Here is a 15,020-nt window from a genome sequence, read left to right on the forward strand (position 1 = left end):
GGTTCCTCCACGAGGGGTAGCGGGCGCCGTGGTGGCGCGTGTGGCGTGAGGTACCCGAGGTACGACGACGGACCTCACCCCTCGGGGTGCCTGGGGGTCACCGCGGCGTCGCGTGCGTCACGCCCGGCGACCGGTGACCGGCGACCGGCGGCCCGGCTCACGCGTCGCGGGGGCCCGGGCGCGTGTCGGCGTCGGTGAAGGGCCGGCCGCCACCGACGGCGTCGCTGACCTCGCGCCCGTCGAGCACCCGGTAGGGCAGGGGCGAGCGGGTGGCGGCAGCGCGCAGCGCGTCGACCGGCACCTCCCAGCGAGCGGCGACGAGCAGCAGGTTGCCTGCTCGCCGTCCCTTGAGCGTCGACGGCTCGGCCGCGAGCAGCAGGTGCGGCAGCGCCGAGCGCGCCGCTGCCAGGGTGCGGCGGGTGTGCTCCCAGGGAGCGCGGTCGACGAGGTTCGCCAGGAGCCACCCGCCGGGCGCGAGCACGCGGGCGGTCTCGGCGTACCACTCCTGCGTCACCAGCGAGCCGGGCACGCGCGCGTCGTCGAAGGCGTCGACGACCAGCACGTCGGCCCAGCCGTCACGCACCGCGGCGGTGCCCGCGCGCCCGTCGACCTCGCGCACGGAGATCCCGCTGCGGCTCGGCAGCGGGAGCTCGGCGCGCACCCGGGCGACGAGCGCGCGGTGCGGCTCCAGCACGACCTGGCGCGAGCGCGGGCGGGTGGCGGCGACGTAGCGAGGGAGGGTCAGCCCGCCGCCGCCGACGTGCAGCACCCGCAGCGCGGCCCCGAGGGGCGCCCGGGCGTCGAGCACGTCGCCCATCCGTCGGACGTAGTCGAAGGCGAGCCGGGTCGGGTCGTCCAGGTCGACCTCGGACTGCGGGGCGCCGTCGAGCGTCACGAGCCAGCTGCCCGGGCGCCCGGCGGGCTCGATCCGCACCTCGCCGGTCGGCCGCGGGTCGGCGGCCTCGCTCACGCCGGCGGGGCAGCCACGCCGCGCACGCGCGCGAGGACCTCGCGCGCCACGACGTCGGGCTGCTGGTCGGGGGTCCAGTGCCCGGCGCCGGGCAGCGCGACGAAGCGGTAGTCGGCATCGACGTGGTCGGCGCACCACTGCGCGCTCGCCCGGGCCGTCGCCTGGTCCTCCTCGCCCCAGACGTAGGTCGTCGGCACCCGGACCGCCGGCAGGTCACGGAGGTCGCGGCCCATCGCGCGGTACCAGTGCAGCGCCGGCGCCGCGGCCCCGCCGGCCATGAGCGCGACGTAGGCCTCGACGTCGTCGGCGTCGACCTGCCCGGCGTACATGGCGCGCAGGCGCCGCGCGTCGTCGGCCAGCAGGAGCTCCTCGGCGCCCTCGCGACGGAAGACGCCGATGTAGGAGGACAGCGCCTGCTGCTCGGGGTCCTCGGCGATCGCGCGACCGAAGGCCGCCAGGTGCGGGATCGAGAGGGCCGTCAGGCTGGCCAGGCGCTCGGGGTGGTGGGCCGCGACGGTCCAGGCGACGGCGGCACCCCAGTCGTGGCCGACGAGGTGGACGCGCTCGAGGCCGAGGGCGTCGGCGACGCCGAGCACGTCCGCGGCGAGCGTGGCGGTCCGGTACGCCGCGACCTCGGCCGGGCGCGCACCGGGGCTGTAGCCGCGCTGGTCGGGCGCGACGAGCCGCAGGTCGCGGTCGGCGGCGCGCAGCATGCCGACGACGCGCCGCCAGCTCCGCGCCGACTGCGGGAAGCCGTGCAGGAGCAGCACCGGCGTGCCGTCGACCGGTCCTGCCTCGTGCACGTCGAAGACCAGACCGTCGTGGCGCACTGTGTGCTCGCGGTCCCAGGCGGGGGGCTTGCCCGAGGCGGCCGGGTTGCTGTCGGCGGGGGTCACGTACCCGAGTCTGGCAGGCCGGGAGGACCGGGTCGCTACCGTTCGCGCCATGACCTGGAGCACCGCGGACATCCCCGATCAGCGCGGCCGCACGGCCGTCGTCACCGGCGGCAACGGTGGGCTGGGACTCGCCACCGTCACCGCTCTCGCCGCGAAGGGCGCCCACGTCGTGGTCGCCGCGCGGGACCAGGCCAAGGCGGCGGCCGCCAGGGAGCAGGTGCTGGCCGCGCACCCCGAGGCCTCGCTCGAGGTCGTCGAGCTCGACCTGGGTGCGCTCGACTCGGTGGAGCGTGCGGCCGCGACGGTGCTCGAGCGGCACCCCCGCCTCGACCTGCTCGTCGACAACGCCGGCGTGATGGCGATGCCCGAGGGCACCACGGAGGACGGCTTCGAGACGCAGCTCGGGGTCAACGTGCTCGGGCACTGGGTGCTCACCGCACGCCTGCTGCCGGCGCTGGTGCACGTCGCCGGGTCCCGCGTCGTCACCCTCAGCAGCGTGGCGCAGCACCAGGGCCGGGCGCTGGACCCCGCCGACCCGCACCTGCGCCGCTCCTACGACCCCTGGCGCGCCTACGGCAACACCAAGCTCGCGATGCGGCACCTCGCGGTCGGGCTGCAGCGCGAGCTCTCCCGCCACGGGGCCCGCACCGAGGCGCTGGTCGCCCACCCGGGCTTCACGGACTCCGAGCTGCAGAAGCGCACGGTGGAGTCGGGCGGCGGCGGCGTCCTCGGCCGGGCCTCGCACGTCGCCGTGCGCCGCATCGGCATGAGCGTCGAGCGGGGCGCGCTCAGCCAGCTGAGGGCCGCGACCGACCCCGACGCCCGCGGCGGGCAGCTCTACGGCCCGCTCTTCGCCGTCACCGGTCCCCCGGTGCGCCGCCCGCTCGTGCGCCCCGGCACCGACGAGGCCGTGCGCCGGCTCTGGCAGGTCTGCGAGCGCGAGACCGGCGTCGCCATGTACGTCGCTGGCGCGGTCGCGGGCCGCTGACTCACCGGGCGGCGCGGCGCACGGCGGTCGGGGTGGCCCCGAACCACCGTCGGCAGCACCGGGTGAGCACCGCCTGCTCGGCGAGCCCGACCAGCCCCGCCACCTGCCCGAGCGGCAGGTCGGTGGTCGTGAGGTAGCGCCACGCGGTGTCGCGCCGGACCTCGTCGACCACGGCGGCGAAGGTCGTGCCCTCGCCGGCCAGGCGGCGCTGGAGCGTGCGCGGGTGCACGGCGAGCAGACGCGCGACCGCCGGCAGCTCGACCTCGGCGGTGCCGAGGGCCTGCGCGACCGCCGCGTGCACGCGGGCGGTGAGGTCGACCGGCGCCTCCGGGCTGCGCCCGGCCAGGAAGGCCAGCGCGATGCGCCGGGTGCCCTCGTCGCTGCCGGCCACCGGCCGGTCCGCCAGGCTGGCCGGCACCCGCAGCAGCGCGGCGGGCCGGCCCGGGCGCACCTCGACGCCGAAGAACTCCTCGTAGCGCGCGACCGGCGCCGGCGGGTGGTAGGGCAGCTCGACCGTGCGCAGGCCGTAGGGCCCGCCCACGAGGCGGGCGACCATGCGGTGCAGCACGCCGAGGCCGATGTCGGTGCCCTGCACCGGGTCCGGCAGGCCGGGCGCGGAGCCGTAGCGGATCGCGACCACGCCGCGCACGGCGTAGGGGTCGGGCTCGAGGCTCAGGCTCAGCGACCGCGAGTGCAGGAAGAGGTAGCGCGAGGTGCACTCGAGCGCGTCGCGCATCGTCGGCGAGTTCTGGACGGCGAGCGCCAGCGTGCCGAGCATGCCGAGGTCCTGGCGGGAGGCCACCCGCAGGCCCAGGTCGGGGCAGTCCAGCCGCGCCGCCGCCACCTCGAGCACGGTCGCGACCGCGAGGTCGTCGACGAGCAGGTCGTCGGTGTCGAGCGCCTCGACCGGCAGCCCCACCTCGCGCACGAGCGCGTCGGCGTCGCCGCCGAGCTCGGCGACGGTCGCGCGGAAGCCGCGCAGCCCGGCGGATCGGATGACGGCCATGTCGTCCACGATCAAGGAACTGTCGCGTCGGGTCAAGCGGGGAGCCTCCCATGCGCCGCACACTCGAATCATGAGCGCACACCTCGACGTCGTCGTCGTCGGAGCCGGCCTGTCCGGCGTCGGCGCGGCCTACCGCCTGCAGACCGAGCGCCCCGGCACGACGTACGCCGTGCTGGAGGCCCGCGACGACCTCGGCGGCACCTGGGACCTGTTCCGCTACCCCGGCATCCGGTCGGACTCCGACATGTTCACCCTCGGCTACTCCTTCAAGCCGTGGACCGACGAGAAGTCGATCGCCGACGGGGCGACGATCCTGTCCTACATCCGCGAGACCGCGGCCGAGGCCGGCATCGAGGCGCGCATCCGCTTCCGCACCAAGGTCGTCGCCGCCGACTGGTCGACCGCCGACGAGCGGTGGCACCTCACGCTCGAGGTGCGCGGCGAGGACGGCACGACCACCCGCGAGGAGCTGACGTGCGGCTTCCTCTACTCCTGCGCCGGCTACTACGACTACGACCAGGGCCACGCGCCGGACTTCCCGGGCGCCGACGACTTCGAGGGCACCCTCGTGCACCCGCAGTTCTGGCCCGAGGACCTCGACTACGCCAGCAAGCGCGTGGTCGTGATCGGGTCGGGCGCGACCGCGGTGACGCTCGTGCCGTCGATGGCGCGCGAGGCCGGCCACGTCACGATGCTGCAGCGCACCCCGACCTGGATCAGCGCCGTGCCGAGCCGCGACAAGGTCGCCGACCGGCTGCGCGCGACGCTGCCCGCGCCGCTCGCCCACCGGCTGGTGCGCACCAAGAACATCCTCTTCGGCATCGGTTTCTACCAGTTCTGCCAGCAGCGCCCGGCGCAGGCGCGCAAGCTCCTCACCGGGCTCACGACGAAGATCCTCGGCGACCCCGCGATGGTCGCCGAGCACTTCACGCCCGACTACGACCCGTGGGACCAGCGCCTGTGCGCCGTGCCGAGCGCCGACCTCTTCACCGCGATCAAGCGCGGCGACGCCGACGTCGTGACCGACCGCATCGCCCGCTTCGTGCCCGAGGGCGTCCTGCTCGAGAGCGGGCGCCTGCTCGAGGCCGACGTGGTCGTCACCGCGACCGGACTGCGGCTCAAGGCGTTCGGCGGCATCGCGCCCCGCGTCGACGGCGAGGTCGTGCCGCTGGCCGAGCAGTTCGTCTGGCGCGGCGCGATGGTCACCGGCATCCCGAACTTCGCCGTGTGCGTGGGCTACACCAACGCCTCCTGGACCCTGCGCGCCGACCTCACCCACCGCCTCGTGTGCAAGGTGCTCGACCACCTCGAGCGCCGCGGCCTCGCGGCGGTCGCTCCGGTCGCCGAGGAGGGCGTCGAGGAGCGGCCGCTGCTCGACCTCGCGGCGGGCTACGTGCAGCGATCCATCCACGAGTTCCCGCGCCAGGGCGACCGCGGGCCGTGGCGGGTGCGGCAGAACTACCTGCTCGACTCGCTGCTGACCCTGCGCGGCGACCTGGGCCGGCACCTGCGCCCCTTCGGCCCGGCCGCGGCCCGCGACGGCGAGCCGGCGGCAGCGACGGAGGACCAGCTCGCGGCCGTCTGACCGGTGACGGGCGGGCGCACCGGCGACGGGTGTGGCCGCGGCGGGCGGGTGGGTACCGGTGCGCCATGACCACGACACCCGGCAGCACCCCTGACCCCGACCCCCTGCTCGAGGCGAGCGAGGGCGACGTCGCCGAACAGCAGCAGACGGTCGACGGCGAGACCGGCGCTCCGACGGGCGAGGCCGTGACGGACCGGGACGCGGCGGAGGCCGACGCCCTCGCGCAGGGAGCCCCTGCCGCGATCGACGACGACGCCTACCCCCGGGCCGGCGAGGCCGAGGAGGGCCGTCTCGCCTGACGGCCCACCCTCGCGCTCAGAGCACGAAGATCGCGAGCAGCACGGCGGTCACGGCGAGCGAGAGCAGCAGCGAGCCGGCGCAGCCGAGACGGTTGCTGAAGAAGAAGAACACGGTGGGAGTCCTCACGGTCTGGGTCAGGTCGGGTCAGGTCGGGTCAGGTCGGGTCACGTCGGGGCCGCGTCGGGCAGGAGCCGACTCGTACCCCACCGCACCCGAGGGACGCCCACCCCGGCGGGCGGCCACCCGCCGGGCGGGCCGCCACGAGGTGGTGCTCCGCGCTAGGTTGGCGTCATGGGCATCTTCAAGAAGGCCGGCGCCCTCGGCGTCGCCAAGATGGTGATCGACGAGGCACGCAAGCCGGAGAACCAGGCACGCATCAAGAAGGCGGTCGACACCGCCAAGACCGAGGTGGCGAAGCGCCAGCAGAAGAAGCGCTGAGCGCGTGAGCGCCTACTGGGTGAGCACCTACGTCGAGGTCACCGACGACGCGAAGGTCGCGGCGTACGCCGCCCTCGCCGGCCCGGCGCTCACCGGTGCCGGCGGGCGCTTCCTCGCGCGCGGCACCCCGGTGCAGGTCTACGAGGCCGGCCGCGAGACCCGCACGGTCGTCATCGAGTTCGACTCGGTCGAGGCGGCCGTCGCGGCGCACGAGTCGCCCGGCTACCAGGAGGCGCTCGCCGCGCTCGGTGACGGCGCGGTGCGCGACCTGCGCATCGTGCCCGGGGCGTAGGTCCCGGCCGGTCCGGGGCCGGAGGTCCTGACTGCGCCGGTGTGACCGGCACCGCGGCCGTGTCGGCTCAGGTGGCCCCCGCGCGGCCCGATGCGGGGTCGTGCTCCTCGACCCCCTCCTGCTCACCGCCGCCGGCGCCGCCACCGTCGTCACGAGCACGGTGCTGCACGCGCCGCAGCTCGCGCGCGTGCACCGCCAGCGCGACGCGGCGGGACTCGCACCGGCATCGCTGCTCAGCGGCCTCGTGCAGTACGCCGCGTGGAACGTCTACGCCTGGCAGGGCCAGGCGTGGTCGGTGCTGGTGAGCAACCTCGTGGCCACCGTCCTCTTCGTGGCGCTCGCCGCCGCGGCGTGGTGTGCCGGGCTGCGCCCGGACCGGGCGTGCTGGCTGCCGACCGCGTGGACGCCGGTGGTCGTGGCCGGGGCCCTGCACGGGCCGGGGGCCTTCGCCCTGGCGCTGACCGTGGGGTCCGCGCTCACGCTGGCGCCCTCGGTGCTGACCGCCTGGACCGCCCCGCGCACCACGGGGTTGTCGGTCTCGAGCTGGGTGCTGTGCCTGGTCAACGGCGCCCTCTTCTGGCTGCTGGGCCTCGGTGGCGCACCCGTGGGCGTCCTGGCCTACGGCGTGCTCGCGACCGTCGCCTCGGGTCTGGTGCTCCTCGCGGTCGCGCTGCGGTCGTCCGCCCGCCTCGAGCTGCCCGTCGCCGTCACCGCGTCCCCCGAGACCGCCGCGACCGATTTCACGCCGGCGGCCTGAACCCTGCCGGCGGGCGCGGGTCGAGGCCGGTGCGGGTGAGCAGCACCCCCGTGACGACGAGCACCGTGACCGTCGGCGCCGCCAGGGCGAGCAGGCCCAGCAGCGGCGCGACGAGCAGCGGCGCCACCGAGGTCAGCAGCCCGAGGAGACCACCGGTCGCCAGCGCCGCGCCGTGGGCCACCGACGAGACCAGCCATGGCCGACGCGCTCCCTGCGAGCGGAGGAGGACCGCGCAGGCGACGAGGGCGAGCAGGCCCGCGAGGGCCGCCGACCCCACCAGCAGCAGGCCCAGGGGCGCCAGCACCTCGCCGGCGCCGTCACCCGGGTCGGGGGTCGTCTCCGCGAGCACGTCGAGCAGCACCAGGCCGCCGAGCAGCAGCGCGAGCAACCCCACCACCGAGCCCGCCAGCGCGCCCGTGGCGAAGGAGACGAGCGTCGCCAGGCCGGCGGTGCCCCACGGCGAGGGGCGCCGGGGCGGTGGCGGCGCGTAGCCGGGCCACGGGACCGGGCCTCCTCCCCCGTCATTGCTCACACCACGATCGTACGGCGCGCCGCGGGCCGGTCGTGAGGGCCGTGTGGGCCTGTTATCTGGCACGATGCGGGCCGTGACCCCGCCGACCCCCCGCACGGCCACCGCCGCCCTCGACCGGCTCGTGGCGCGTGCGGGCGAGCTCGACGGGGGTGCCGGGCCCAGCCGCCGCCGACAGCTGCGGTGGGTCGCGGGTGAGCTCGCGGCGCACGCGGAGCGTGTCGGCACGTTGCCCCGCTCGCCCGCGGGGTGGCTGGCGCCTGAGCGGGTGGCCGACTACCTCCGCGTCGCCGACGCGGGCGGGCTGCGGCGCCGCGGCGCGTCCGACCGCCCCTCGCCCGACGCGACCAGGCGCGTGCGGCGGGCCTGCCTGCGCCTGATGGCACGCGCGGCCGGCGTGGCCGAACCGGTCACCGACGCGGTGCCGCTGCCCGCGCCGCACCCGCGGGTGGAGCCGGCGGCGGCGTCGCGCGCACTGGCGCACTGGCGCGGGCGCACCGTGCCGGCGCACGCCGCCCCGGGCGAGGTGCGGGCCGCCGCGATGGCCGCCCTCGTGCACGAGGCGTCGCTGCGCAGCGGGGAGCTCGCCGCGCTCCGGGTCGCAGACCTCGACCTGACCGGCCCCGACGGGCCGGCGCTGACCTACCGCCCGCGGCCGCCCGCCGCGCGTGCGCCGCTGGCGCCGGTCACCGTGGGCCTGAGCCCCTCGACGGCCGGGCTGCTGCAGCGGTGGCTGAGCGTGCGCGCCGACCTCGTGCGCGCGACCCCGCGCACCCGGGCGCTGTGGGTCTCGCTGCGGGCCAACCACGACGGCGACGGCGTGCGCCGTCCGGCCGGCCTCCCGCTGCAGCCGGGTGGGATCCGCCGCGCGCACGCTCGCGCGGTCACCGAGGCCAACACCCGGCTCGCTGGCGCGCCGGACTGGGCGCCGCTCCCCCGCACCCCGGGCCTGCTGCGGCCCGACCCGCTCAGGGCGCGCTGAAGTGCTGGTAGTCCGGCGCCGCCCAGGCTCCGCCCCACTCCCACCCGATGCGGGCGAAGGCACGCGTGACCACGTCGCCTCGGCGGATGACGCCTCGCGGCACCCGCGCGCCCGGTGAGCGGTCGACGTCGACGAAGCGACGACCCGCCGGCGGCAGCACCCCGCCCGGCGTGACGTAGGGGTTCTCGACCGGGTTGAGGTCGACCGCCTTGCCGTAGGCGTGGTCGGACCAGCTCGTCTGCCCGGCGACGCGACGGCAGTTGTAGCCCGAGGTGTTGTCGGCGGCCATCGACCGGTCGTCGCTGCCGGCGTACTCGTCGACGAGCACCATCCGCCGCAGCGGCCACCGCGCGGCGTAGAGGTCGGCGAAGACCGAGACCACGTCGCGCGCCACCTCGCGGTGCACCACCATCTCACCGGTGCGCGCCCGACCCGCGAAGTCGACGTAGGACATCGTCAGCAGCCGCAGGTCGCGCAGCGGCGTCGGGCAGGTGGCCGGGTCGTGGCTGGACCGCATCCGCCGTGCGGTCGCGGCGGTGATCGGCGCGATCCGCGAGGAGTACGCCGGGAGGCCGGCCGGTTGGGGGGCCGACGCGGCGAGCGCGCGGCGGTCGCGTGCGGCGCCGGGACCGGGCTCCAGGTCGGTGCAGCCGCGCAGCGCCCGCCAGGCGGTCCGCTCCTCGGCAGCGCGGCGGCCCGTGACGCGCTCCGGGACGCCGCCGGCCAGCGGGATCACCCCCGGCGTCCAGCGGTCGTCGACGACGCGGCCACGCTCGACGCGGAGGGTGAGCACCCCGGTCTCGCCCTGGCGGCCGTGGTACCACGCGAAGTTTCCCAGGCCGTAGGAGACGTAGGTGCCGTCCGGTCCGCCGAGACCGCCCGCCCCCTGCAGGACGTGGGCGTGGGTGCCGACCACCACGTCGGCGCCGGCCTCGGCCAGCGCGGCGGCCAGGTCGCGCTGCAGGCCGGTGGGGCAGCCGCGGCCCTCCTCGCCCCAGTGCAGGTAGACCACGACGACGTCGTCGACGGCCGCGGCCGCGCGGACCGCCGCGAGCAGCCGGGGCGCGCTGGCGTCGCGCGCGGCGGCCAGGCCGGCCCCGGTGCCAGGAGCGACGGCCCACGTGTCGTCCCTGCTCTCGCGCGGGGAAGAGTCGGCGGCGAGCACGGCGACGTCGGTGCCACGCACCGAGAAGCACTCGGGCGCGAAGGCCTCGGTGTGGTCGCGACCGACACCCACGAGGGCGACCGGGCTGGCGGCGTCGGCCGCGAGCGCGTCGCGCAGCCCGCGCACCCCGTAGTCGGCGCCGTGGTTGTTGGCCAGCGAGGCGACGTCGACGCCGGACCGCTCGAGCACCCGCAGGGCACTCGGCGGGTGGCGGAACCAGTAGCGGTTGCTCGCCACCTCGAGCTCCTTCGAGGCCGGCCGACCGCGGGTCGTGACCGCGCCCTCGAGGTTGACCACCGCGACGTCCGCCGCCCGCAGCTCGCGGGCGAGCGGGCCCAGGGTGGCGCCCCGGCGCCCGGGCAGCGCGCTCAGCACGCCCTCGAAGTGCACGTCGCCGGCGAAGGCCAGGGTCACCGGACCGGCTGGACCGTCGTCGCCCGCGCCCTCGCCGCCGTCGGGGTCGTCGCCGTCGACGAACGGCCACGCCGCGCCGGCCAGGCCCGACACGCCACTGCCCACGGTGCCGACCGCGGCGGTGAGGCCGCCGCCACCCTCCTGCCCGCGGGGAGCCGCCGCGCCGGCCGCGGCCAGGGTCGTCACCACCAGGGCGAGGGCGGTGAGCGCGACGGTGCGCCGCCGACGGTGCATCTCGCCTCCCCGAGCCTGCGCTGGCTGCCGGACCCCTCCGGTTCTACCGGAGCGGACCAAGTCCACCCCCGGGGGTGAGCAGGCGGGACCGACGGGCCTCCGCTCGCGTCGACGAGCGGCGCTCAGCCGGGCCGGTCGAAGGTGACCCGGAGCCGCGCGCTGACCGGTCGCAGCTGGCAGGCCAGCACCTCGCCGGCGCGCCGCTCGGCCTCGGTGAGCACGTGGTCCTGGTCCATCACCGCCTCACCCTCGAGCACCCGCGCCCGGCAGGTGCCGCACGCACCGCCGGCACAGGAGTAGGGGGCGTCGAGGCCCGCCTCGAGCGCGGCCTCGAGGAGCGTGGGGCCGGTGCTGGCGACGCGCAGGGTGGTCTCGCGACCGTCCAGGGTGACGACCACCTTCGCATCGACGTCCGGGACGTCCGCCCGCACGCCTTCTTCCGGACCGGTCGCTCCACCACCCGTGAACCGCTCGCTGCGCACGCGGGCCTCGGGCACGGCGTACGCCGTGAGCTGCTCGCGCACCGCCGCGATGAGTCCCGGCGGGCCGCAGAGGAACCACGCCGCGACGTCCGCCACCCCGACGGCTCCGCCGACCAGCTCGGCCAGCCTCGCGGGGTCGAGGCGGCCGTCGGTGCGGGAGTGGTGGCGCACGACCCGGAGCCGTCCGGGGTGCGCGGCGACCAGCCGGTCGAGGTCGGCGCCGACGAGGCAGCTGTCGGCGTCGCGGTCGAGCTGCACCCACGTCACGCGGGCGGCCGGGTCCTGCTCGAGGCGCGTCGCCACGACGGAGAGCACCGGGGTGGCGCCCGAGCCGGCGGCGACGGCGACCACGTGGGCGCCGGGTGCGTCGCCCGGCACGGGGTCGCCGAAGGACCCCGACGGCGTGAGCACGTCGAGCACGTCGCCGGGGGCGACCCGCGTGGTGGCGTAGGTCGAGAAGGCGCCGCCGGGGTGGCGGCGCACGGCGACCTGCAGCTCCCCGGAGTCCTCGGAGCTGCACACCGAGTAGGTGCGGCGCACGTCGTCGCCGTCGATGCGGGCGCGCAGCGTCACGTGGGCGCCGGCGGTGAACCGGTAGGCCTCGGCGAGGTCGGCCGGCACCGCGAAGGTCAGCCGCACGGCGTCCGCGGTGAGGTGCTCGACGCGGCTGACGCGCAGCGGGTGGAAGACGGGTCGGCCGCTGGTGCTCGCCTCGACGGGGTCGGTGAGGCGGCGCCAGGTGCGGTACTCCTCGGCCGTGAGCGAGCGGCCGAACCAGGTCGAGATGGCGGCGTCGCGGTCGAGGTAGGCGGCCTCGTTGCGGCGCCAGGCGCGGACGTAGCGGTAGAACGGGATGCTCGGGTGCAGGTGGTGCACCAGGTGGTAGTTCTGGTAGACGAACAGCGGCGTCAGCACCTTCTCGCCGCCGACCCGCACCCGCGTCGCGCGGTACCTGTCCTCGCGCTGGGTCACGCCCAGCCCGTGGTGGGGCAGGTAGTCGAACCACCAGGCCAGCACGGTCAGCCCGATCCGCTGGGGCAGCAGCACCAGCACGGTCAGGGCCGCGAGGTGCCCGGTCACCGCGGCGGCCGCGACCAGGGCGGCGAAGCCGGCCAGCGTGAGCGCACCGCCGACGACCTCGCCGGTCGGCCGCCGGCGCCAGCGGCGCAGGTAGAACACGACGTACCAGACGTCGATCGTGGCCCAGCGGAAGGGCAGCTGCCACCACGGCCCCTCCGAGGTCCAGGCGTCGGGGTCGGTGTCCTTGGCCTCGTTGGTGTTGCGGTGGTGCTCGACGTGGATGAACTTCAGCATCGAGAACGACGCGTACGGCGCGACGAGCGGCGTCGACAGCAGGCCGAAGGCGTCGTTCAGTCGGGTGTGGGTGCTCACCGCGTGGTGGATCGACTCGTGCATGACGCTGAACATCGCGAACGTCACGACCGCCCCCATCGGCACGGTGACCCAGGGCGAGGCGCCGGCGAGGAAGAGCGCCACCTCGGCCACGAACAGGACGAGCGCCGCGACGTAGAGCGCGACCGTGGGCCACGCCAGGCCCGGCACCCGCTCGCCGGGGTCGGGCAGGCCGCGCGTGGGGCGCACGGCACCGGCCGGGCCGCTCGTCGGGCCGGTCGACGGGCCGGTCGACGGGCCGGTCGCGGTCCGCGGCGTGAGCGTCGGCACAGGTCCTCCTGCTGGTCGTCCGGGACTGGTGGTCCCGGCTGGGCGTCCGGTGCAGTCTGCCCGACGTTGGACAACGACACCAGATCTGTCAAGCGACCCGCGACGCGCAGCGGGGCCGCGTCACCCCGCACGCGTCCGCTCGTTGGTCCGGCATGCTGCCCGGACCCCGACGACCCGCCCGCGGTCTGGTCCTGACGGCCGCGGCGTTGCTGGCGGCCTTGCTGCCGGGCACCGCGGTCGCCACCGGGACCGCCGCGAGCGACGGCTCGGCGCCCCCGGAGGTCTTCGCGACCTACAGCAGCGGCACCGGCTCGCGGGTCGACGACCTCCGCACGCTCGCGGAGATCATGGCCGTGCCCTCCGGCAGCACCGGCTACGCGCCCCCCGACCGGGCGCCCCTCGACCGGCTGCGCGCCGCCTGCCCGCCGGTGCGCTGCCAGGACCACCGGCTGCGGGTGCCGCCGGGCGTACAGGTGTCGGACAGCTCCGTGCGGGTGCTGCTGCCGGTGGGCTATCGCACGTCCCGCAAGCGCTACCCCGTGGTCGTGCTCTTCAACGGCGCCCTCAGCGCCTACGACGCGTGGTCGCGCAAGACGCAGCTGACCGCCATCACGCGCGAGCACGAGGCGATCTTCGTGATGCCCGAGGGCGGCTACGGCGCGGAGCCCGGCATGTTCGCCGACTGGGTCGACGGCTCCTACGACTGGGAGACCTTCCACACCGAGGTCGTCGTGCCCTGGGTCGACCGACGCTTCCGCACCGTCCCCGGCGCCCGCGCCGCCGTGGGTGCGTCGATGGGCTCGCTGGGTGCGCTCGGCTACGCGGCCCGCCACCCCGGCCTCTTCGATGCCGTGCTGACGCTCTCGGGCGTGGTCGACACCGACAGCCTCGTCGCCAACACGTTGCCGGCCGAGCTCGCCGAGGCGCTCGGCGTGCGGCCGCCGGACCTGCGCCGGGTCTGGGGCGACCCCGTCCTGCGCCGGGCCAACTGGCGACGGCACGACCCGACCGCGCTGGCGAGCCGGCTGCGCGACGTCGAGCTGTTCGTCGCGAGCGGCACGGGCTTCCCGAGCGCACTGGGCAACCAGACCCACAGCGGCGACACCGAGATGCTGCTGTGGCAGGGCCACCGCACCTTCCTGACCGCCCTCACGGCTGCGGGCGTGCCGTTCGAGGCCCGCGTCGCCCAGGGTGGGGTGCACAACTGGCCGTGGTTCGACACGGCGCTGCGCTGGGGCCTGCCCCAGGCGGTCGCGGCGACCCGGCGCTGAGCCCTCCCCGTCCGAGCGGTCGCGACGACCGGGACCAAGGGACCGGTCGAGACCAGGACCCGCCGAGGACCGCGCGGACGGCGCGAACACCCGCCGCTGCGCGCGCGGAGCGGTGACCATGGTGCCCCCGGAGGACACGGATGTTCGAGGAGGCCAGGATGGACCAGCACACCGCAGCCCGCCCGTCCCGCACGACCGCACGGCGTGCGCTCAGGTCGCTGACGGTCGGCACCGCGCTCGGTGCCACCGCGGCCGTCACCGTCGTCGTCGCAGGGGTCGGCTCGTTCGGCGCCCCGCTGCCGGCGCGACCGCGTCCGTCGACGTGGTGGCGGCCGGCCCCCTCGGCACCCACACCGCCGCGGAGGTCGCCGGGCCCACCCGGTGGGACGCGTGCGCGCCCGTCGTGCTCCACGTCGACAGCGACGGCGCGCCGCGCGGGTGGCGCCCCGTCGTCGAGGCCGCGGTCGAGCGGATCAGCGCGAAGTACGACCTCGACATCCGTCTCGGCGCCGAGGTCGCCCACGTCGACGCGGTCGCGACGCCCGCCGACGGTGAGGGCCCCGTCGCGGTGCTGGCCTGGAGCGACCTGGTGGAGGAGCCGGCGCTCCTGACCGAGACCGCCGTCACCACCCTCGTCTCGCGCGGATCCGAGCGCGCTCCGGGTGTGGCGGCCTTCGGCTCGTCGATCGTCTTCGCCGGCACGACCCCGGTGGGTTTCGCCCTCGAGGAGGTCTTCGGCGGCGGGCACGCACCCCTGCCCGGCGCCGGCGACCGCTGCTGAGCGCCGCTGACCCGTTGCCCACCCGCCCGGCGAGGCGTGGGCGGGCACAGCACGAGGGCCGGACACCGTGGTGGTGTCCGGCCCTCGTCGTGCTCCTGACCTGCAGAGACTCCGCTGGTCGTGCGGTCGGGCTGACAGGATTTGAACCTGCGACCCCTTGACCCCCAGTCAAGTGCGCTACCAAGCTGCGCTACAGCCCGCCGCCACCCGCAGGGCGGGCAGCGGGCAGGACACTACCGCAGCCGCC

Annotated in this window: 15 protein-coding genes and 1 tRNA gene; 9 read left to right on the forward strand and 7 right to left on the reverse strand. The window is 76.5% G+C overall.

Annotation, left to right across the window (positions count from 1 at the left end):
• Positions 1–157: 157 nt before the first annotated feature.
• Entirely contained in the window at positions 158–970 is an 813-nt protein-coding gene (locus BJ989_RS11460; protein WP_343049292.1) for a spermidine synthase, read from the reverse strand.
• Positions 967–1,866, reverse strand: a complete 900-nt coding sequence (locus BJ989_RS11465; protein WP_343049293.1) for an alpha/beta fold hydrolase — start codon at positions 1,864–1,866, stop codon at positions 967–969. Before BJ989_RS11465 ends, BJ989_RS11460 begins: the two co-directional genes overlap by 4 nt.
• Positions 1,867–1,915: 49 nt before the next feature.
• On the opposite strand from BJ989_RS11465, the gene BJ989_RS11470 reads away from it, so the two are divergent.
• Positions 1,916–2,854, forward strand: coding sequence for an oxidoreductase (locus BJ989_RS11470; RefSeq protein WP_179518325.1), 939 nt, complete (start codon positions 1,916–1,918; stop codon positions 2,852–2,854).
• Between the two features lies 1 nt (position 2,855).
• Here BJ989_RS11470 and BJ989_RS11475 read toward each other — a convergent pair whose 3' ends face one another.
• Positions 2,856–3,860 (reverse strand): AraC family transcriptional regulator, encoded by a 1,005-nt coding sequence (locus BJ989_RS11475; RefSeq protein ID WP_179518326.1) that lies wholly within the window; start codon positions 3,858–3,860, stop codon positions 2,856–2,858.
• A gap of 70 nt (positions 3,861–3,930) precedes the next feature.
• Between BJ989_RS11475 and BJ989_RS11480 the strand changes: the two genes are divergently transcribed.
• The 5 genes from BJ989_RS11480 (at position 3,931) to BJ989_RS11500 (ending at position 7,232) form a co-directional block, all read left to right on the forward strand.
• Positions 3,931–5,445 carry a flavin-containing monooxygenase gene (locus tag BJ989_RS11480; RefSeq protein WP_179518327.1) on the forward strand — a complete coding sequence of 505 codons (1,515 nt, stop codon included), beginning with the start codon at positions 3,931–3,933 and terminating at the stop codon, positions 5,443–5,445.
• 65 nt (positions 5,446–5,510) lie between these two features.
• A complete protein-coding gene (locus BJ989_RS11485; RefSeq protein ID WP_179518328.1) occupies positions 5,511–5,744 on the forward strand; it encodes a hypothetical protein in 234 nt (77 codons plus the stop codon).
• A gap of 292 nt (positions 5,745–6,036) precedes the next feature.
• On the forward strand, positions 6,037–6,183 hold the full coding sequence (locus BJ989_RS11490; protein WP_179518329.1) for a hypothetical protein: 147 nt from the start codon (positions 6,037–6,039) through the stop codon (positions 6,181–6,183).
• 4 nt (positions 6,184–6,187) lie between these two features.
• Positions 6,188–6,475, forward strand: a complete 288-nt coding sequence (locus BJ989_RS11495) for a DUF1330 domain-containing protein (protein ID WP_179518330.1) — start codon at positions 6,188–6,190, stop codon at positions 6,473–6,475.
• 100 nt (positions 6,476–6,575) lie between these two features.
• Positions 6,576–7,232, forward strand: coding sequence for a hypothetical protein (locus BJ989_RS11500; protein WP_179518331.1), 657 nt, complete (start codon positions 6,576–6,578; stop codon positions 7,230–7,232).
• Here BJ989_RS11500 and BJ989_RS11505 read toward each other — a convergent pair.
• Complete coding sequence (locus BJ989_RS11505) at positions 7,216–7,764, reverse strand: hypothetical protein (protein ID WP_179518332.1); 549 nt, start codon at positions 7,762–7,764, stop codon at positions 7,216–7,218. The two genes, BJ989_RS11500 and BJ989_RS11505, sit on opposite strands and share 17 nt — an antisense overlap.
• Before the next feature lie 73 nt (positions 7,765–7,837).
• Here BJ989_RS11505 and BJ989_RS11510 point away from each other — a divergent pair, with 73 nt between their 5' ends.
• Positions 7,838–8,743: a hypothetical protein gene (locus tag BJ989_RS11510; protein WP_179518333.1), complete on the forward strand. Its 906-nt coding sequence runs from the start codon at positions 7,838–7,840 to the stop codon at positions 8,741–8,743.
• On the opposite strand, the gene BJ989_RS11515 is transcribed toward BJ989_RS11510, so the two are convergent.
• Together BJ989_RS11515 and BJ989_RS11520 are read right to left on the reverse strand one after the other, a co-directional pair.
• Complete coding sequence (locus BJ989_RS11515; RefSeq protein ID WP_179518334.1) at positions 8,730–10,556, reverse strand: CapA family protein; 1,827 nt, start codon at positions 10,554–10,556, stop codon at positions 8,730–8,732. The two genes, BJ989_RS11510 and BJ989_RS11515, sit on opposite strands and share 14 nt — an antisense overlap.
• 122 nt (positions 10,557–10,678) lie before the next feature.
• A complete protein-coding gene (locus tag BJ989_RS11520; protein ID WP_343049294.1) occupies positions 10,679–12,721 on the reverse strand; it encodes a fatty acid desaturase in 2,043 nt (680 codons plus the stop codon).
• A 152-nt stretch (positions 12,722–12,873) separates the two neighbouring features.
• On the opposite strand from BJ989_RS11520, the gene BJ989_RS11525 reads away from it, so the two are divergent.
• Together BJ989_RS11525 and BJ989_RS11530 are read left to right on the forward strand one after the other, a co-directional pair.
• A complete protein-coding gene (locus BJ989_RS11525; RefSeq protein WP_179518335.1) occupies positions 12,874–13,992 on the forward strand; it encodes an alpha/beta hydrolase in 1,119 nt (372 codons plus the stop codon).
• 325 nt (positions 13,993–14,317) lie between these two features.
• Entirely contained in the window at positions 14,318–14,773 is a 456-nt protein-coding gene (locus tag BJ989_RS11530) for a hypothetical protein (RefSeq protein WP_179518336.1), read from the forward strand.
• 126 nt (positions 14,774–14,899) lie between these two features.
• On the opposite strand, the gene BJ989_RS11535 is transcribed toward BJ989_RS11530, so the two are convergent.
• Positions 14,900–14,973, reverse strand: a tRNA-Pro gene (locus BJ989_RS11535).
• Between the last annotated feature and the right edge of the window lie 47 nt (positions 14,974–15,020).

This window comes from Nocardioides perillae, from assembly GCF_013409425.1.
Lineage (GTDB): Bacteria > Actinomycetota > Actinomycetes > Propionibacteriales > Nocardioidaceae > Nocardioides > Nocardioides perillae.